The organism is Bradyrhizobium sp. SZCCHNS1022 (genome assembly GCF_032484835.1).
GTDB lineage: Bacteria > Pseudomonadota > Alphaproteobacteria > Rhizobiales > Xanthobacteraceae > Bradyrhizobium.
Genome location: NZ_JAUETT010000001.1, coordinates 1015483 through 1033920 on the forward strand (window position 1 = coordinate 1015483; position 18438 = coordinate 1033920).

General features: G+C 64.7%; 15 protein-coding genes. 8 read left to right on the forward strand and 7 right to left on the reverse strand.

Annotation, left to right across the window (positions count from 1 at the left end):
• Positions 1-22: 22 nt before the first annotated feature.
• Both proB and obgE read right to left on the reverse strand, forming a co-directional pair.
• The gene (gene proB, locus QX071_RS04585) at positions 23-1165 is read right to left on the reverse strand and encodes a glutamate 5-kinase (RefSeq protein WP_315702058.1); all 1143 of its coding nucleotides are present in this window, start codon (positions 1163-1165) and stop codon (positions 23-25) included.
• 119 nt (positions 1166-1284) lie between these two features.
• Positions 1285-2355 (reverse strand): GTPase ObgE, encoded by a 1071-nt coding sequence (gene obgE, locus QX071_RS04590; protein WP_315702057.1) that lies wholly within the window; start codon positions 2353-2355, stop codon positions 1285-1287.
• A gap of 189 nt (positions 2356-2544) precedes the next feature.
• Here obgE and QX071_RS04595 point away from each other — a divergent pair, with 189 nt between their 5' ends.
• Positions 2545-3462, forward strand: coding sequence for a DMT family transporter (locus tag QX071_RS04595; protein ID WP_315702056.1), 918 nt, complete (start codon positions 2545-2547; stop codon positions 3460-3462).
• 80 nt (positions 3463-3542) lie between these two features.
• Here QX071_RS04595 and QX071_RS04600 read toward each other — a convergent pair whose 3' ends face one another.
• Both QX071_RS04600 and rpmB read right to left on the reverse strand, forming a co-directional pair.
• Complete coding sequence (locus QX071_RS04600) at positions 3543-4802, reverse strand: DUF2235 domain-containing protein (protein ID WP_315702055.1); 1260 nt, start codon at positions 4800-4802, stop codon at positions 3543-3545.
• Between the two features lie 590 nt (positions 4803-5392).
• Entirely contained in the window at positions 5393-5701 is a 309-nt protein-coding gene (gene rpmB / locus QX071_RS04605; RefSeq protein ID WP_315702054.1) for a 50S ribosomal protein L28, read from the reverse strand.
• A gap of 582 nt (positions 5702-6283) precedes the next feature.
• Here rpmB and QX071_RS04610 point away from each other — a divergent pair.
• From QX071_RS04610 to QX071_RS04630, 5 genes are all read left to right on the forward strand, one after another.
• A complete protein-coding gene (locus QX071_RS04610) occupies positions 6284-7093 on the forward strand; it encodes a DUF3108 domain-containing protein (protein WP_315703126.1) in 810 nt (269 codons plus the stop codon).
• Between the two features lie 420 nt (positions 7094-7513).
• Positions 7514-11062, forward strand: a complete 3549-nt coding sequence (locus tag QX071_RS04615; protein ID WP_315702053.1) for a helicase-related protein — start codon at positions 7514-7516, stop codon at positions 11060-11062.
• An 84-nt stretch (positions 11063-11146) separates the two neighbouring features.
• The gene (locus tag QX071_RS04620) at positions 11147-11374 is read left to right on the forward strand and encodes a S4 domain-containing protein (protein ID WP_315702052.1); all 228 of its coding nucleotides are present in this window, start codon (positions 11147-11149) and stop codon (positions 11372-11374) included.
• Positions 11375-11536: 162 nt separating this feature from the next.
• Positions 11537-11875, forward strand: a complete 339-nt coding sequence (gene fdxA / locus QX071_RS04625; RefSeq protein WP_315702051.1) for a ferredoxin FdxA — start codon at positions 11537-11539, stop codon at positions 11873-11875.
• A gap of 502 nt (positions 11876-12377) precedes the next feature.
• Complete coding sequence (locus QX071_RS04630; protein ID WP_315702050.1) at positions 12378-13217, forward strand: CarD family transcriptional regulator; 840 nt, start codon at positions 12378-12380, stop codon at positions 13215-13217.
• Between the two features lie 128 nt (positions 13218-13345).
• Here the strand turns inward: QX071_RS04630 and QX071_RS04635 are convergent, their stop codons facing one another.
• Positions 13346-14236, reverse strand: coding sequence for an AraC family transcriptional regulator (locus QX071_RS04635; protein ID WP_315702049.1), 891 nt, complete (start codon positions 14234-14236; stop codon positions 13346-13348).
• Positions 14237-14371: 135 nt separating this feature from the next.
• Between QX071_RS04635 and QX071_RS04640 the strand changes: the two genes are divergently transcribed.
• On the forward strand, positions 14372-15127 hold the full coding sequence (locus tag QX071_RS04640) for an SDR family NAD(P)-dependent oxidoreductase (RefSeq protein WP_315702048.1): 756 nt from the start codon (positions 14372-14374) through the stop codon (positions 15125-15127).
• 30 nt (positions 15128-15157) lie between these two features.
• Positions 15158-15952 carry an N-acyl homoserine lactonase family protein gene (locus tag QX071_RS04645; protein WP_315702047.1) on the forward strand — a complete coding sequence of 265 codons (795 nt, stop codon included), beginning with the start codon at positions 15158-15160 and terminating at the stop codon, positions 15950-15952.
• A 68-nt stretch (positions 15953-16020) separates the two neighbouring features.
• Here the strand turns inward: QX071_RS04645 and QX071_RS04650 are convergent, their stop codons facing one another.
• Positions 16021-17400 (reverse strand): M48 family metalloprotease, encoded by a 1380-nt coding sequence (locus QX071_RS04650; RefSeq protein WP_315703125.1) that lies wholly within the window; start codon positions 17398-17400, stop codon positions 16021-16023.
• Between the two features lie 125 nt (positions 17401-17525).
• Complete coding sequence (locus tag QX071_RS04655; protein ID WP_315702046.1) at positions 17526-18308, reverse strand: thermonuclease family protein; 783 nt, start codon at positions 18306-18308, stop codon at positions 17526-17528.
• Between the last annotated feature and the right edge of the window lie 130 nt (positions 18309-18438).

The window sequence follows — 18438 nt, forward strand, 5'->3', positions numbered from 1 at the left end:
GCCGCCCATCTACGCCGCCCATCTACGCCGTCGGTCCGGCGCCGGCCGGTCCGATCACCAGGTCATCGCGATGGATCATCTCGGCCCGGCCGGGCACGCCCAGGATGGTGGCGACATCCGGCGAGGAGCGGCCTTTGATCCTGTCGGCGTCGTCGGCGTCATAGGCCACCAGTCCGCGACCGATTTCATGCATGTCGGGCCCGCGCACCACCACCGCGTCGCCGCGGGCGAACTGGCCCTCCACGCGGACGACGCCCGCGGGCAGCAGGCTCTTGCCGGAGCGCAGCGCCGTCACTGCACCGGCATCGATCACCAGCATGCCCTTCGGCTCCAGCGAGCCTGCGATCCAGCGCTTGCGCGCGGTGACGGGGTTGGCGGGCGTCAGGAACCAGGTGCAGCGGCCACCTTCGGCGATCGCGGCCAGCGGATGCTCGATCTTCCCGGAGGCGATCAGCATGTGGGTGCCGCCGGTGGTCGCGATCTTGGCCGCCTCGATCTTGGTGTGCATGCCGCCGCGCGACAGCTCGGACGCGGCGCTGCCGGCCATCCCCTCGATCTCGGCGGTGACGGTTTCGACCACGGGAATGAGCCGCGCGTTCGGGTCCTGGGCCGGCGGCGCCGTGTAGAGCCCATCGATGTCGGAGAGCAGAATCAGCAGATCGGCGCTGGCCATGGTCGCAACACGTGCGGCCAGCCGATCATTGTCGCCGTAGCGGATTTCGGCGGTCGCGACCGTGTCGTTCTCGTTGATCACGGGCACCGCGCGCCATTCCAGGAGCTTGGCGATGGTCGAGCGGGCGTTGAGATAACGCCGCCGCTCCTCGGTGTCCTGCAGAGTGACCAGGATCTGCCCGGCATCGATGCCGTGCGCGCCCAGCACCTCCGACCAGATCCGGGCCAGCGCGATCTGGCCGACGGCGGCCGCGGCCTGGCTTTCCTCCAGCTTCAGAGGACCGCGCGGCAACTTCAAGCGGCTGCGGCCGAGCGCGATCGAGCCCGAGGACACCACCAGCACCTCGCAGCCGGCGTCATGCAGCTTGGCGATATCGGCAGCGAGCGCGGCGAGCCACGACGTCCGCACGTCTCCGGCCTCGGCATCGACCAGAAGCGAGGAGCCGACCTTGACCACGATACGGCGGAAATTCTCGAGTTTGGGATCGGCCATGATGAGCTGCGAGGTCGGTTCGAATGCCTCGCATGGATGGAGGCACGGGGCGTCGCGAGAGCGATTGTTCAGGGATTGTCGCAAGCCGCCGCAGGGGAGGCAAGCTGGGCGACGGGCGCTCAGCCTTGCGGCGGCGGCGGCGCCGCCCACGGCTCCTCGGTCGCGGCGTTCTCGATCGCGTTCTTTGCCTTGGCGGACACCGGCTGCTCGCCGATCACCTCGGAGAGCTTGCGCAGGGCTTCCTTGACGCCGTCCCCGGTCGCGCCGGAGAGCAGTAGCGGCGTCTTCTTGGCTGCGCGCTTCAGGCGGTCCTTCTGCTTTTTCAGCTCATCGGCATCGACCGCATCGATCTTGTTCAGCGCGACGATCTCGACTTTGTCGGCAAGCTGCCCGCCATAGGCTTCGAGTTCGTGCCGGACCGTCTTGTAGGCCTTGCCGGCATGCTCGCAGGTCGCATCGACCAGATGCAGCAACACGCGGCAGCGTTCGACATGGCCCAAGAAGCGGTCACCGAGGCCGGCGCCCTCATGCGCGCCCTCGATCAGGCCGGGAATGTCGGCGAGCACGAATTCGCGGCCATCGGCATTCACCACCCCGAGCTGCGGATGCAAGGTGGTGAAAGGATAGTCCGCGATCTTGGGCTTGGCGGCGCTGACCTTGGACAGGAAGGTCGATTTGCCGGCGTTGGGCAGGCCGACCAGGCCGGCATCCGCAATCAGCTTCAGCCGCAGCCAGATCCAGCGCTCCTCGCCCGGCTGGCCGGGATTGGCGTGGCGCGGGGCGCGGTTGGTCGGCGACTTGAAATGCGCATTGCCGAAGCCGCCATTGCCGCCATGAGCCAGCACGAAGCGCTCGCCCCGGGTGGCGAAATCGTGGATCAAGGTCTCCTTGTCCTCGTCGAAGATCTGGGTGCCGACGGGGACCTTGAGCACGATCGGCTTGCCGCCGGCGCCGTGGCGGTCCTTGCCCATGCCGTTTTCGCCCTTTTGGGCCTTGAAATGCTGCTGGTAGCGGTAGTCGATCAGCGTGTTCAGCCCATCGACGGCCTCGATGACCACATCGCCGCCACGGCCGCCATTGCCGCCGGACGGGCCGCCGAACTCGATGAACTTCTCGCGCCGGAACGCAACGCAACCGTTGCCGCCGTCGCCGGAGCGCACATAGACCTTGGCTTCATCGAGGAATTTCATGGGTCTTAGGTAGGCGAGGCGGGCCGCCACGGCAACCGCGGAGTTCGGCCTTTTCGGCCCAAACGCTTAATTCATGGGCTTGGAATTGAACTCGGAATCGAGCATTGCGTGGCGGTTGCGGCAGGATCGCGCCGCACGCGTAGCGGAACGCTGGAGCCGAAGCAGATGGCTTGGTAAGGCTGCACCATCATGAGCGTGCTCTCTCGACTCTCCACGTCCAACGATGAACGCGCCGCCCGGCTCGCCGGCATCGCCTTGATGCTGCTGTCGATCTTCATGTTCTCGTTCGGTGACGCCACCGGTAAATTCCTGGTCGGCACCTATTCGGTCGGGCAGCTCCTGGTCTTGCGCGCCTGTGCCGCCTTGCTGGTGCTCTCGCCGGTGATCTGGCGTCACCGCGCGCAGTTCCTCAAGCTGGAGCGGCCGTGGCTGCAGCTCGTCCGCGTGATCCTCTCGACGCTGGAGGTGGCGGCGTTCTTCCTTGCCACCGTCTACCTGCCGCTCGCGGACGTCATCACGTATTATCTGGCCGGGCCCATCTTCGTCACCGCGCTGTCGGCGCTGGTCTTGCGCGAGCAGGTCGGCTGGCGGCGCTGGAGCGCGATCCTGATCGGTTTCTGCGGCGTTGTGATCGCGCTGCGTCCGTCGGCGCAGACATTCAGCCTGCCGGCGCTGATCGCGCTCGGCGGCAGCCTTTCCTTCGCCGTGCTGATGCTGATCACCCGCTCACTGCGCGCCACCCCCGACATCGTGATGGCGTCCTCGCAATTCGTGGGCACCTTTTTGCTCGGTGCGGTCATGGCACCGTTCGGCTGGGTGACGCCGACGCCGGGAAGCCTGATGCTGTTCGCTGCGGCGGGCCTCATCTCGGTCACGGCGTTGTTCTGCGTCAACCGCTCCTTGAAGCTCGCGCCTGCATCGGTGGTCGTGCCCTATCAATATTCGATGATCGTGTGGGCGGTGATCTTCGGTTTCGTGGTGTTCGGCGATGTGCCGCATCCGGCGACGATCGCCGGTGCAGCGATCATCATCGGCGCCGGGCTTTACATCTATTTGCGCGAGCGCAGCCTCGGCAAGGACGAGGGTGCGGTCAATCCGCCGGTCTGAACCAACTCATCCTATCCAGGGAAGAAGCAGCTCATAGATCGCATCTGACCCGACGTCCGTTCTGAAGGCGCAGAGGAAGCTTAGCCCACTTGCCCCTTCGCCGAGAGCGGCACACGCTCGTAAGCCATGGGCAGGTTTACCGGTCGATAGTTGGGTATCTCGGCGATCCGCATCAACGCGCTCTCGTGGATGAAGGCGCCGTCGGGGATGAAGCGCGGTTCGCAGTCCGGAATGTAGAAGCCGAGATGCGATTTGCGCGCCGGCCATTCCTTGTATTTGTCCTTCTTCGGCAAGTATTCGAGCAGTCGCCAGGGGAGTGTCATCGAATCGTGGAGTTGGCCGCGAATGTCCGGCGCGACATAGGAAAACGGGCTGCCTTTGCGCTGCACGCCCCAGGCGAGCTGGTTCACCGTGCTCGGGTTGACGCTCAACCCCGCCGCGACGGCCTCGTCGATCATCCACAGCAGCGGAAATTTCGACAGCGCGGAATCCTTCTCCGGATAGCCGCCGCCGATGTCGCTATGCACGCCGGCGAACCACACCTGCTTGGAATCCTGCGGGCCGGAATGGACGTCGTTGAAGCGGACCGGCTTGTAGCTCTGCGGCTCGTCCCACTTCTTCAACCGGAACATGTAGCGGCGCTCGTCCATCGCGATCGCCTGCCGGAAGATCTTGACGCTCGGGTTCTGGATCGTGAAGGCGAGCTCCTCGAGGCTCGGCCAATAGAGGCGGTCCGGCCGCGGCACGATCACGCTTGCCACGGTGTCCCACACGCCGATGAAATGGATCGAGGGTGCGCGGGTCGACAAGATGCGGGCGAACTGCGCGGCGTGGTCGTTGCGGTTCTGCGGCAATGGGCCGTCCTCGTCGGCGGTTTCCGCCTTCGCCGTGACGCCGCGGCCAGCCTTCGGGTTGTCGCTCGAATATTTCTTGTAGGCGATCAGCCCGGATCCGGCGAGGTTCACCTGGTTTGGTGAGATCAGCCCGATCTTGTGGATCAGCCCGGCCAGCATGCGCACGGCGTAGGCGCCGCGGGAAAAGCCGAACAGGAAGACCCGGTCGCCCTCCTCGTAATGCTGCACCAGGAAGGCGTAGGCCGCGATGACGTTGTCGTCGAGCCCGTAACCGGTCATCAGCCCCAGCACCATGTTGAAATTGGCCTTGATGCGATGCCAAGTGTCCGGCTGCGACAAGGTGCCGACGCCGGGATCATAGAACACCGCCTGGTGCGGCGTGGTCCTGTCGGTCTTGCGCAGGCAGCGATAGAGCTTCAGCACGTTGGAGATATTTTCGCTGATCTCGTTGCCTGTGCCGTCACAGCAGATGACGATGTTCTTCATTGCGATTGTGGGCCTCCAGAATACGACCTTTGCGAGTGTAATGCATCTGGCGGAGTTTGAGGAGATTGGTTTTTGTGACAGTTGTACAGGTGCCAGAAACCGACGATTGTGCTGGTATAAGGAATTCAGAGGCGGTAGTCGGCGCGAACGACCGCCGGGAAGTTCGTTTTTTGCGAGCTGCGAGGGTCAGAGCTGTCTTAGTCCGTCGCCCTCATTCTGATATTCAATCGAAGTTCTGCACGAGAGTTTCTGCGTCTGCTGGGCCTCTCGGCGGGCGTGACAACAAAAACCTGCGGTGCTCCGTGCGCGCTATTGAATTAAATGATCGATTTCGGCCCACGCTGCGCTTGGTCTCCGCAACGCGCTCGTCCATCAGTACAGCTGCGGCTGAACGGAATGATCACCATATGCGAACCGCGAAACCGCATCGGACGGGAGTTGGATAAGGTAACTCCGCTGCGAAGCCGACAGGCAGCCGACGATGCGTTTTCCAGCATCAAACAGATAAGGCCGGGTCGTTCGACCCGGCCTTATCGGTTTGCTCAGGTTCCGTGAGCAGCCGGGCTCGGCCGCTGCTCTAAATCTCGTAGTCAGCTCGCCTTCGCGACGGGAGCGGCCTCGGCGGCCTTCTTTTCGATCTGGCGCTTCAGCTCCAGCGCACGCGGCGACAGCGTCGCGGCATTGGCCTTGAGCAGATACGCATCCAGTCCGCCATTGTGGTCGACGCTTTTGATCGCGTTGGTCGAGACGCGCAGACGCACGTTGCGGCCCAGCGCATCCGAGATGAAGGTCACGTTGCAAAGGTTCGGCAGGAAGCGCCGCTTGGTCTTGATGTTGGAGTGGCTCACCTTGTGGCCGACCTGGGGGCCCTTGGCCGTCAGTTCACAGCGCCGCGACATCGTTGCAAATCCTCTTTCATCCCCGCACCCGTAATCGCCGCTTTTGGCGCGCGGCGCGGGGGTCCAAAATTCGTCCAGTTCTCTCTGGGAGACGCGGACGTATAGGGGCGATGGGCGAATACGTCAAGTTTTTGAAGGCGGGTAACTGGCGCCTTTCGAGATGCGGTGGCTCCCGCCCTTTGCGCGACGCGGGTCAGGGGGTAGCCGTCAAAGTTCCGTTTTTCCAGGGCGGCGCCCGCAATCACCTACAAGTCAGAAATCTGACGCGAAATCAACACTGTAGACTCTGGCCGGTCACCATATAAAGAGCATAATCGGGGCGGTACGATAGGCTGGATGCCGTTGGCGCGGCCCAATAGACTTTCGGCCCCGCAAGGGACCCGGCGCGGGAAATGCCGCGCCGACGCCGAGTTGCGTTGTGCGTTGGATTTTTTCGCTTAAGTAACGAGGCGATCGCGCAGAGGTGCGCGAGCAGGCGTTTTGGCAGGACGGCCCTTTGAAGTGACCCATCGCGCAGCTCCCTTGATCGTCGCGCCCTCCTGTGGTCGCGGCCTTGCCCGCGGCGTCGCACGTGGCGCGACCATCGCGGTCGCGCTTGTCCTGGTGCTGTTCGCCGCCGTTCCACAAGCTTCCGCGCAGGGCCGCCTCGATGCCGTATATGAGGCGACGCTCGCCGGCATCCCGATCGGCAAAGGCACCTGGGCCATCGAGATCGGCGAGGATCAGTATGGCGCGGCCGCGCAAGGCGGCACCGCGGGGTTGCTGAAGAGCTTCTCGCAAGGTTCGGGCCAGGGCTCGGCACAGGGGCGGATCGTCAACGGGGCGCTGGTCGGCCAGAGCTACCAAGCCTCGACCACTGCGGGGAAGAAGTCCGAACAGATCCGCATCACGCTTACGAATGGTAACGTGAAGGAGTTCAGCATCGATCCGACGCCGCCGGTCGATCCCGACCGCATTCCGGTGACGGAGGCGCATAAGCGCGGCGTGTACGATCCGATGACCGCCTCGCTGTTGCGCGTCCCCGGCAATGGCGATCTGCTGACGCCGGAGGCCTGCCACGCCGGCGCGCCGGTGTTCGACGGCCGCATGCGCTACGAGCTCAAGCTCGATTTCAAGCGCCTGGAAAATGTGCGGGCCGAAAAGGGCTATCGCGGGCCGGCGTTGGTCTGTGCCATCTACTTCACGCCGGTGGCGGGCTATATTCCAGACCGGCCCGTGATCAAATATCTGGCCAGCGCGCGCAATCTCGAGATTTATTTCGTGCCGATCGCGGGGACCCGCATCCTGGTGCCGTTCAGGCTGGTGATTCCGACCCCGTTTGGAACCGGCGTGCTGGAGGCGACCAGCTTCGTCACCCAGGCCACCCCGCCGCGTGTGGCGAAAACGCAGTAGCGGCTCGCCCGCCGACTTTCCGCCAAAGGGAGACGGTCCCTCTGGATCGTCCGTTGTCGCAATTCCCGCGTGAATCCGTTTGACTCTTGCTCGAATCTGATTCGACTCGCGCTCCGAAAAAGCCGCGCCGAATCCGTCGCAAAACCGTTGCTTGTGGTTGCTCCAAAAACTTGATCTAGTGCGGTCTTTCACCTCACGCGCGAGATGTTGCGGTGAACGAAGCCGGAAAGCCGCCGGAGTCAGCGATTCGGGCGCGATTCGTTCTCCGGGCGTTCCGAAGCTTAAGGTGCGACACTATATGCGTAGCAAATTGACACAGCCGGGTGCGGTCGCGACCTTCTGAAATCGCTTCAAAACTCGGTTCCATCGCGTGTAACAGCACACGCGCACATCACGCCGGCAAAGACCTAAAATTAACGAATGGCCTTCTCGTCCTCTTCGGCTGCCTCGCCCTTCGAGCGCACGCCTGATCGTGCTCCGGGCTCCGGCGTCACCGCCGTGCTCGGTCCGACCAACACCGGCAAGACGCATCTCGCCATCGAGCGCATGCTTGCGCATTCGTCGGGGATCATCGGCCTGCCGCTGCGCCTGTTGGCGCGCGAGGTCTACAACAAGATCGTCGATCGCACCGGCTCCGACGCAGTCGCGCTGATCACCGGCGAAGAGAAGATCAAGCCGAAAAATCCGCGCTATTGGGTCTCGACGGTCGAAGCGATGCCGCGCGATCTCGACGTATCGTTCCTTGCCGTCGATGAGATCCAGATCGCAGCCGATCTCGAGCGCGGCCATGTTTTCACCGACCGCATTCTCAACCGGCGCGGCCGCGACGAGACGTTGTTGTTGGGGGCTGCAACGATGCGGCCGATCATCGAGCGGCTGCTGCCGGGCGCTTCGATGGTGACGCGGCCACGGCTGTCGCAGCTCGAATTCGCCGGCGACCGCAAGATCACGCGCCAGCCGAGGCGGACCGCGATCGTCGCCTTCTCGGCCGACGAGGTTTATGCGATTGCCGAACTGATCCGACGCCAGCATGGCGGCGCGGCGGTGGTGCTGGGCTCGCTATCTCCGCGCACGCGGAACGCGCAGGTGGCGATGTTCCAGAACGGAGATGTCGACTATCTCGTCGCCACCGACGCGGTCGGCATGGGCCTCAATCTCGACGTCGATCACGTCGCCTTTGCCTCCGACCGCAAATACGATGGCTATCAGTTCCGTCGTTTGACGCCCGCGGAATTCGCCCAGATCGCCGGCCGCGCCGGCCGGGCTACGCGAAATGGCACCTTCGGCACGACCGGACGTTGCGCGCCCTTCGAGCCCGAACTCGTCAATGTGCTGCAGAACCACACCTTCGATTCCGTGAAGGTGCTGCAATGGCGCAATGCGCGGCTGGATTTTTCGTCTTTGGGCGCGCTGCAGGTGTCGCTGGCTTTGCCGCCGGCGCATGAGGCGCTGACGCGGGCGCCCGTTGCCGAAGATTTGCGCGTGCTGGATCACGCGGCGCGCGACGCGGATGTGCGGGATTTGGCGCATGGCGCGGCGGCGGTCGAGCGGTTGTGGGAAGCCTGCCAGATCCCGGACTACCGCAAGCTGTCGCCGGCGGCCCATGCCGAGCTCGTCACCACGGTGTTCGGCTTTTTGATGCAAAAAGGGCGGATTCCGGACGCGTGGTATGCCGCTCAGGTCGACCAGGCCGACCGCATCGACGGCGATATCGACACGCTATCGGGCCGGATTGCACAAATTCGCACCTGGACCTTCGTCGCCAACCGGCCGGATTGGCTGGCCGATCCCGATTATTGGCAGGGAATTACCCGCGATGTTGAAAATAAATTGTCAGACGCCCTGCATGAACGGCTCACGGAGCGTTTCGTTGATCGTCGTACCAGTGTATTGATGCGGCGCCTGCGGGAGAACAGTGTTTTGAATACGGAAATCGGCAAGACTGGCGAAGTGATCGTCGAAGGGCATGCGATCGGCCGGCTGGATGGATTCACCTTCGCGCCCGACGCCGCCGAGGCCGGCTCCGAAGCCAAGGCCCTGCAGGCTGCGGCCCAGAAGGCTTTGGCCGGCGAGATCGAGGCCCGCGCTGAAAAGCTCTCCAACGCGCCCGATGAGCATTTCGTGCTCACCGCCGACGGTACGGTCCGTTGGACCGGGGATGCGGTCGCCAAGCTGGTGGCGGCTGACGACGCGCTGCATCCGCGCCTGCGCATCATCGCTGACGAGCGTCTTACCGGCGCTGCGCGCGACAAGGTCCAGGCGCGCCTCGATCTGTGGCTGAAGACGCATATCGAGAAGCTGCTGGGCCCGCTGTTCGAACTGTCCAAGGCGGAGGACATCACCGGCATTGCGCGCGGCATCGCCTTCCAGCTCGTCGAGGCGCTCGGCGTCATCGAACGCAGCAAAATCGCGAGCGAGATGAAGGATCTCGATCAGCCCTCGCGCGCAACCTTGCGCAAATACGGCGTGCGCTTCGGCGCCTATCACATCTACCTGCCGGCGCTGCTCAAGCCTGCGGCGCGCGCCCTCGCGGCGCTGCTGTGGGCGGAGAAGCAGGGCAATGTCGACATGTCCGCGCTGACCGGCGCGCAGCATCTGGCAAGCTCGGGGCGTACCTCTTTTCCCGTCGACAAGGCGCTGCCGCGGGACGCCTATCGCGTGCTTGGCTACAAGCAGGCCGGCGAACGTGCCGTGCGCGTCGACATTCTCGAGCGGCTGGCCGATCTGATCCGGCCTGCGCTGGCCTGGCGGGAAAATGCTCCTGGCGAGAAGCCTGCAGGCGCTTTCGACGGCCGCGGCTTCGTGGTGACGCAGGCGATGACCTCGCTGACGGGATCGGCCGGTGAGGATTTTGCCTCGATCCTGCGCGCGCTTGGCTATCGCATGGAGAAGCGCCCGCCGTTGCCGCCCAAGGGCGTTGAAAAGCCGACGGAAGCTCCGGCCGGCGAAGCGATGGCTGCTGACGCCGCCGCGAGCGAGGGGGCGGCGGTGGAAACCGCCGGCGCCGACGCTGCAGCACCGGCCATCGGCGACGATGCCGCCGCGGCGCCTGCGACCGAGGAGATGGTTCCGACGGTGGCTGAGGCCGCAGTGGCGCCGGTGGTCGAACAGGTCGTCGCTGTGCCGGAGCCGGTCGAGACGTCCGAACAGGCCGAACCGATCGCGACGGCGGCCTCCTTGCCAATGGTCGACTTCGCTCCGCCACCCGCGGAAGAGGCGGTGATGCCCACGTCGGAGCCGACCGTCGCCGAGTCCATTGTCGTCGAGTCCGAGCCCTCCGACGCAGCGCAGGCCGAAATCTCCGCCGAGCCGGAGGTCGTGAGCCCAGCAGCACCGGCGGAAGCCGCGTCCCCCGAAGCGACCGCAACTCCGGCGGCAGAGCCCGCCGAACCGCAGCTGGTCGAAGTCTGGCGTCCCGGCGGCCGTTCCGAGGAGCGACGCCCGCGCCATGAGCATCAGCGCCCCCGCCATCAGCGGCCGCATCAGGATCGCGGCCAACAGCCGGCCGGCGAGCATGCTGCAGGCGGGGCTGCCCCGGCCGAGGGCGAGTCTCGCGGCGAGCGTCGCCATGGTCAGGGGCATGGCCGCCGCGACCGCGTAAAGGAATTTGGCAAGGACTTTCGGAAGGGGCCGCGTCAGGGCACTGAAGGCCAGCCTCAAGGTCAAGCGCAGGGCGAAGGCGTGCAGACGCGTGAGGACCGGGCCCCCCGCCGCGAGCACGACAGCAAGGGACGTGATCGCGACCGCGATCGTAACAAGGGCGGCAAGTTCGGCGGCGAGCGCGAGGGGCGCGGCGGCCGGGACTTCGGTAAGGGCGGCCGCGACAAGCGCGACGGCGGCCCGGCGCTCCGGCCCTACGCGTCGAGCGCCGGTTCGCGCGACCGCGATCGGCCGATCGATCCGAATTCGCCGTTTGCCAAGCTCGCTGCGCTGAAGGAGCAGCTCGCCGCGAACAACCGGAAGGACTGACGCGCGATCAGCAGGAAGGACGAGGCCAAGCCGGAAAGCCCGTCAGAGCGCCAGCGCCTCGACAAATGGCTGTGGCATGCGCGCGTGGTGAAAGCCCGCGCGAGCGCCGCTGCTCTCGTCACCTCCGGCCATGTCCGCGTCAACGGCGTCCGCGAGACCTCGCCGGGCCACGGCATCAAGCCCGGCGACGTGCTGACCATCGCGCTCGACCGCAGCGTCCGGATCCTGAAGGTGGTGGCGTTTGCGGAGCGACGGGGCGATGCGACCTCTGCGCGCGTGCTCTACGATGACTTGGCGGGCGGTTCGCAATAGCGTTTGCTGCACGACAAACCCGTTTCAGTTCTTTGCCCCGTTCACTTGCGGCCCACCACGTCCTGCGCTAGTGGTCCGACGCCAGCATTTGCTCCCCATCCGGGAAAGCACGTTTGCAAATGTGCAGGCCAGCTGATTTCTAGACCCGTTCCGGAGCCCTGGATGACTTACGTCGTCACTGAGAACTGCATCAAATGCAAATATACGGATTGCGTTGAAGTCTGCCCGGTAGACTGCTTCTACGAGGGCGACAATATGCTGGTCATCCATCCTGACGAATGCATCGATTGCGGTGTCTGCGAACCGGAATGCCCGGCGGACGCGATCAAGCCGGACACCGAGCCGGGGCTGGAAAAGTGGCTCGGGGTGAATGCCGAATATGCCAAGGCCTGGCCCAACATCACCCAGAAAAAGGATCCTCCCGGCGACGCCAAGGAACATGACGGCGAGGATGGGAAGTTCGAAAAATATTTTTCGCCCAATCCCGGAACTGGGGATTGAGCGCCTCCTCTCGGCTGAGGTCTGAGCTGCCGCGGGAGTGACGGCCGGTCCGTCGCCCGGCAAATTTGCCGGCTGCGAATCATTCCGCGGAAACAAGGATGTAAGACGATTTGGTGACGGCCCGAATGCTGCAATTGTCGGCACCGGGCGACTCGCCGTTTAACCCTAAGCACGCGGATCCGTCACAGAACCGCCCTTCCGCCTCTAAATCATTGATTTTTGCGGGAAATGTGCTATATATGGCACATTCTCAGAGCCGAACCCGGCCATGCGTAATTTTGGCCGCCCTTTTAGGTTCCCGCAACATCAAACAGGGGCGTGGCAGTTCCGCGCGCAGGCTGTGTCACAGAAAACGCGTAAAAAAAGTGCTTCCAAGAGTACCAAGAAGCCCGCCGCGGCCAGCCGCAGCGTTTCCAAGGGCCGTGCCCGGGCTCCTGTAAAGGAAGTTCGGGCTGCCGCAAAGGCCTCGGCTGCCAAATCCTCGAAGAACAAAAGAAGCGCAATGCCTGAAAAGACTGCCAAGACTGCCGCGAAAGCCACTGCTGCCAAGACTTCTGCCGTCAAGGCTTCTGCTGTCAAGAGTTCTGCCGCGAAGGTTGCCGCCAAGCCTGCCGTTGCCGCTCCTAAGCCCGCTGCCGCCCCCAAGGCGGCCGTCGCGGCGCCTGCGCCTGCCAAGACCGTGGCCGCCAAGCCGGCCGCGCCTGCTCCGCGCGTCGAGGAAAAGAAGCTGCCCACCCAGCGTCAGGGCTTCAAGACCAACGAATTCGTGGTCTATCCGGCGCATGGCGTTGGCCAGATCCTGGCCATCGAGGAGCAGGAGATTGCGGGCGCCAAGCTCGAACTGTTCGTCATCAACTTCATCAAGGACAAGATGACCTTGCGCGTTCCGACCGCCAAGGTCGCCAATGTCGGCATGCGCAAGCTGTCCGATCCGGCGCTGGTCAAGAAGGCGCTGGAGACGTTGAAGGGCCGCGCGCGTGTCAAGCGCACGATGTGGTCGCGCCGCGCCCAGGAGTATGAAGCGAAGATCAACTCGGGCGACATCGTTGCGATCGCGGAAGTGGTGCGCGATCTCTACCGTTCCGAGTCGCAGCCTGAGCAGTCCTACAGCGAACGTCAGCTCTATGAAGCGGCACTGGACCGGCTGTCGCGCGAGATCGCCGTCGTGCAGCACTCGACCGAGACCGAAGCGGTCAAGGAGATCGAGGGCCAGCTCGCCAAGAGCCCGCGTCGCGGCGCCAAGACGGAAGCCGATGCGGTTGCCGAGGGTGAAGGCGACGCCGAGGGCGATATCGATGATATCGACGGCGACGATACCGCTGTGGCCGACGAGGCGGCGTAACGCGTCACCCGCTCAATCGAATACGAAAGCCCGGCCCGCAAGGCCGGGCTTTTTGCTTGGGCAGCCATCGTCCTGAGCTTACTCGAACGTCCCTGGTCCGGCGGGTACGCCGCCGCGTCTGGCGTTGCTCAGGCCACGGCCTCCAGCTTGCTCCGCGCGGCCCTGATGTCCCGCACCGGCGGCAGGCCGAACAGCCGGCCATATTCGCGTGTGAACTGCGGCACGCTCTCATAGCCCACCGCGAACGCGGCGCTGCTTGCATTCATGCCCTCTGCGAGCATCAGCCGCCGCGCCTCGATCAGCCGCAGCTGCTTCTGGAATTGCAGCGGCGACAGCGAGGTATGCTTGCGGAAATACTGGTGGAAGGAGGATGGGCTCATGCCGGCAACGGCAGCGAGCTGCTGGACCGGCAGCGCCTGCGTGAATTCGGCGCGCAGCAACGCCACCGTGCGCGCGATACGTTGCGCATGGCTGTCGGGGCCGCCGAGCCTGCGGATTGCCGCGCCATGCCGGCCTGCCAGCAGCCAATAATGCATCTCGCGCACGAGCTGCGCCTGCAGCACGGGCAATGCGGCGGGCCGATCGAGCAGGCGCACCAGCCGCACCGCGGCGTCGGCGGCTTCCGCATCGGTCGGCTCAACCCGAACGGCGTGGCCATCGGCTTCTGCCGTGCCGTTCATCTGCGCAATCAGCTCGGCAACGAGCGCAGGATCAAGCTCCAGCACCAGGGAGAGGTACGGCGCGGCGATGCTGGCCCGCGTGATCTGGCTGACAGTGGGCACGTCGGCCGTGATGATCAGTGAAGCGCCGGCAGAAAACGCAACCCTCTGCTTCCCCATCGCGACATGCTTATCGCCCTGCACGACCAGGCAAACCAGCGGTCGAGAGATCGCATACACGAGCTCGCTGGGCGCGGTTGCACGCACCATCGTGAGCCCCGGGATCAGGGTCTTGGCGAGACCTGTGGCACCGGCATGGATAGCCGTGTAGCGGCTCACGGTGCTGAGCAGACTGGTCATGCAACGAGCCTAAACCGGCGCCGCCGGCGATGCATCCTCCTTCGGAGGATCGGGCAAGAAACGGCGAGCTTCTGGCAACCGCGGACGGCGCTGCGGCCCGATATCGGGGTGGTCAAATCCCGACTGGAGGCAGACATGACCAAGATCGCGCTCGTCACCGGCGCCAGCCGCGGGCTCGGCCGGGCCACTGCATTGCATATCGCCCGCCGCGGCGGCGATGTCATCCTCACCTATCAGCGCCACGCGGAGGAGGCGCAGGCCGTAGTCGCCGAGATCGAAGCGATGGGCCGCAAGGCGCTGGCATTTCAGCTCGACAGCGGCGACGTCGCGGCGTTTGCGCCATTCGCCGAGACGCTGCGTGCCGCGCTGCGCCGGAGCTGGCAGCGCGACACCTTCGACCACCTCGTCAACAATGCCGGCCATGGCGATTACGCGCTGATCGCCGACACGACCGAGGCGCAGTTCGATCGGCTGATCGACGTGCACTTCAAGGGCGTCTATTTCCTCACTCAGGCGCTGCTGCCGCTGCTTGCGGATGGCGGCCGCATCGTCAACCTGTCCTCCGGACTGACGCGGACCTCGTTCCCCGGTTATGCCGCCTATGCGGCCGCTAAGGGGGCGGTGGAGGTGCTCTCGACCTACCTGGCCAAGGAGCTCGGCGGCCGTGGCATTGCCGTGAACACGGTGGCGCCGGGGGCGATCGAAACCGATTTTGGCGGGGGCGCCGTGCGCGACGACCCCGAGATCAACAAGGTGTTCGCCGGCATGACCGCGTTGGGCCGGGTCGGCCTGCCCGACGACATCGGTCCGATGATCGCAAGCCTGCTGTCGGAAGACAATCGTTGGGTCAACGCCCAGCGGATCGAGGTCTCCGGCGGTCAGGCGATCTGACCGGAACAGCAGCCAGACAGGAGATTGGCCATGAGCGCGAACGGCCGACATCTGGGAACGCTCGATCGTCTCTACGTGCTCGATGGCGGCGCTGCGATTGCTCCTGACCGGTCCGTCTATACGCCTGGGAAATGGTGCGGCGAACCGGTGACGCTGAGCTGCAACGCCTATTTGATGCGGCGGAACGGCGAATGGGTCCTCTGGGACACCGGGATCGACGAAGCCTTGGCCGAAGAGCCGCGGGGCAGGATCATCGCGCACGGCATCAGGGGCATCGTCGCCAGGCCCATCACGGCTCAGCTCGCCGATATCGGTCTCGCCGCGGCCGATATCGGGATGGTGCTGCTGTCCCATGCGCACTTCGACCACATCGGCAATGCCGGCCTGTTCGAGCGCGCGACCTGGTACATCCAGCGCCGCGAGCACGAAGCCATGTTCGGTGCTGATTATCGCCAGCATGGCTACACTCCGGCGCTCTATGAGGGTCTGGGGCAGGCCAAGGTCGAACTGATCGATGGTGATCTCGATCTGTTCGGTGACGACTCGGTTCGCGTGATCTCCACACCCGGCCACACACCCGGGCATTGCTCGCTACTGGTCCGTCTCGCCAACACCGGGCCGGTCTTGCTCTCGGGGGACGTCGCGCATGACGCTTACAACATGGCACATCGGCAGGTGCCGACTATGAATGCGAGCCGCGAGCTGTCGCTGGCCTCGATGGAACGCATCGCTGCGATCGTCGATGCCGAGGGCGCGCAGCTCTGGTTGAACCATGATACCGCCCAGTCGGCGACGCTTGCGCATGCGCCGGCGTATTTCGACTAGACGAGTGCCGGCTTGTCGTCGTCGCGACAACGAGGACGCAAATCGAAAGGCCTGCCCTGCTTGGCCGGTCACTCCACCACGATCTTGACGCGGTCGCGCACCTTGACCTGGGCATGGGCATCGAGCCCGTTGAGAACACGGAATCGCTCGACCGGGTGATCGAGGCCGGCCATGCGGTGCGCCAGCGAGTCCACCGTGTCGCCGGGCTGCACGGTGATGACCTTGATGCGCAGCGGCCGGGCCGACTGGATCTCGTCGAGGCTCAGGCGGCGGAACGAATTGACCGTCTCGCGCGCGTTGCGCTCGCTCTCCGTCGTCCGTTGCCGCATGGCAAAGATGAAGCGATAGACGTCGGTTCCGACGCGCAGCGCGTAGACCTTGAACTGCCAGGCATCGCCGCTCGCCGTCGTCGCGGCCGCTGGGAACCCGTTGATCGTGAGCTCCTCGGTCGCGGACTTGTCGACATTCTCCATCCAGCCCGAATTCAGGTAATCGCCGAGCGTCTGCTCGGCGGGCACCCGCACCACGTCGAAGCGCATCGCCTGGGCGCCGCCCTCGCGCACGCCGATCACCGCCTGTGCGGTGTTGTCGAGCGTGAAGTTCTCCGGCGCTTGGAAGGTGAAGCCGAGCTTGGGATGCAGGAAGCGCCGGCCGCGTACGAATCCCTCGCTGGGGTCCTCGCCATAGACAATGTTGTCGATGGCCCCGAGATAGGTCTCGCGATCGTGCTCCCTGGGGTCGGCAGAGGCATATTGCTTGGCGACCGCCTCGGCATTCTGCACCCGCTCCGGCGTTGCCGGATGCGAGGACAGGAAGTCCTGCGCCCGCGGATCGAACCCGATCTTGCCGGCCTTCAGCTCCGCGTTGCGCTCCATCGAGCTGAGGAACCGTGCCGCGCCAAACGGATCGAAATGCGCCTTGGCCGAGATGCCGACGCCGATGCCGTCAGCTTCGAATTCCTGGGCGCGCGAGAAGCTCGCCATCGTCAGCTTGGTCTTCGCCAGTGCCAGCGCGGTCAGATCGGGATCGTCGGAGCCGACGCGCGTCACGACGGCAACCTGGCGGGCCTGATCTTCACGGATCGCCGCATGGTGGGCGAGGACATGCGCCATCTCGTGGCTCAGCACCGAAGAGAGCTCGGAGGTGTCGTTGGCAAGCGCGATCAGGCCGCGGGTGACGTAAAGCTGGCCGGTCGGCAAGGCGAAGGCGTTGACCGCACCGGAATTCAGGATGGTCACCTTGTAGCTCTGCTCGGGATGGTCGGAGGCCGCCACCAGCCGGTCAACGATCTTGCCGATCAGGGATTCAAGCTGCGGGTCGTCGTACGAGCCACCATAGGTTGCGAGTATTCTTTCGTGTTCGCGATCGCTGGCGGGCGTCGTCTGGACGATGGCGGGCTTGGGGCGCGGTGTCGGCGTCGGTGCGGTCGTGGTCTGCAGCTTGCCCATGTAGCTGCAGCCGGCGAGCGCGAAGCCGAGGCATAGCAAAGCGGGCGCGACCCGAAGGCCGCTCCTCGTCGCTCTTCCACGCCAGTGCGCAAACCCTTTCACGTGGCTCCCCGGTAGCTTCGTCGTCAGTTGCTGTTCAAGACTTCGATCTGGGTCACCCTGGCCGCGTCGATGCGCGGTCCCGAGTTCGGCCCGGAATGCGCCTCTACCCAGCCGCGCACCCGAATCCGTCGTTGTTCCAAGGACTTTACGGCAAGGCCGGCCGACTCGAAGACCGGCAGCGCGCGCCTTGAAATAGTCACAGCGAAACCCCGTGTCCAGTTACGTGCGAAATTGAGGTACGTCGTCGCCCCTGCCTGTCGTACGGACAAGACCTTGCCTTCGACAACTGTAAATCGTCCGACCCGAGACAAAATATCGTCTGGACTTTCCGCGCTTTTTATGACGATGGCGTCTGCCCAGATGCCGCGTTTGTCGGCGCGGGCCTCGGATTCGGCGGCGGCGAGCGCCGCTGCGCAGTCCCTGTCGGCGATGTCGGTGGCCAGAAGCGCCTGCCCTCGCGCGAGCAACTCGCGCTGAGCGAGCACATCCGAGCCTGCGATCGACACGAAAGCGCTCTGTCGCCCATAGCGGTCCGGCGCATCGTCGCTCCCGTACAGGACGACCTCGCGGCCATCGATCAGTTCGGCCAATCCATTGCTCGGGTTGCCGGTTGCAGTCGCCAGCTCAACGCCGGCGAGCTTGATTTCGCGACCATCGGATAAACGAAAGCTTCGCGCATCTACAACCTCGGTCACGCGTCCGTCGCCGAGCGATTCGAACGCGCACGGCGAGGCATCGCTTGCTGCCGGACCGGCAATCGCGAGCATAGTTGTGAAGATAAGAAAAAACGCGCTTTGCGTGTTCATCCTCGCAGCCCTCACCGGATTCGACGTCGGACGATCATCCCATACTTTCTCCATTCCACCGAATGGAAAACTGCAGCACGTCGCGATCTGAGCAGCACCGGCCGCTGCCCTTGCTGCTTGGCAAGCGCTG

Bases quoted from the DNA above. Each gene is read 5' to 3' on its own strand.
- proB (WP_315702058.1), bottom strand. From the start codon at position 1,165: ATGGCCGATCCCAAACTCGAGAATTTCCGCCGTATCGTGGTCAAGGTC.
- obgE (WP_315702057.1), bottom strand. From the start codon at position 2,355: ATGAAATTCCTCGATGAAGCCAAGGTCTATGTGCGCTCCGGCGACGGC.
- QX071_RS04595 (WP_315702056.1), top strand. From the start codon at position 2,545: ATGAGCGTGCTCTCTCGACTCTCCACGTCCAACGATGAACGCGCCGCC.
- QX071_RS04600 (WP_315702055.1), bottom strand. From the start codon at position 4,802: ATGAAGAACATCGTCATCTGCTGTGACGGCACAGGCAACGAGATCAGC.
- rpmB (WP_315702054.1), bottom strand. From the start codon at position 5,701: ATGTCGCGGCGCTGTGAACTGACGGCCAAGGGCCCCCAGGTCGGCCAC.
- QX071_RS04615 (WP_315702053.1), top strand. From the start codon at position 7,514: ATGGCCTTCTCGTCCTCTTCGGCTGCCTCGCCCTTCGAGCGCACGCCT.
- fdxA (WP_315702051.1), top strand. From the start codon at position 11,537: ATGACTTACGTCGTCACTGAGAACTGCATCAAATGCAAATATACGGAT.
- QX071_RS04630 (WP_315702050.1), top strand. From the start codon at position 12,378: ATGCCTGAAAAGACTGCCAAGACTGCCGCGAAAGCCACTGCTGCCAAG.
- QX071_RS04635 (WP_315702049.1), bottom strand. From the start codon at position 14,236: ATGACCAGTCTGCTCAGCACCGTGAGCCGCTACACGGCTATCCATGCC.
- QX071_RS04640 (WP_315702048.1), top strand. From the start codon at position 14,372: ATGACCAAGATCGCGCTCGTCACCGGCGCCAGCCGCGGGCTCGGCCGG.
- QX071_RS04645 (WP_315702047.1), top strand. From the start codon at position 15,158: ATGAGCGCGAACGGCCGACATCTGGGAACGCTCGATCGTCTCTACGTG.
- QX071_RS04650 (WP_315703125.1), bottom strand. From the start codon at position 17,400: ATGGGCAAGCTGCAGACCACGACCGCACCGACGCCGACACCGCGCCCC.
- QX071_RS04655 (WP_315702046.1), bottom strand. From the start codon at position 18,308: ATGAACACGCAAAGCGCGTTTTTTCTTATCTTCACAACTATGCTCGCG.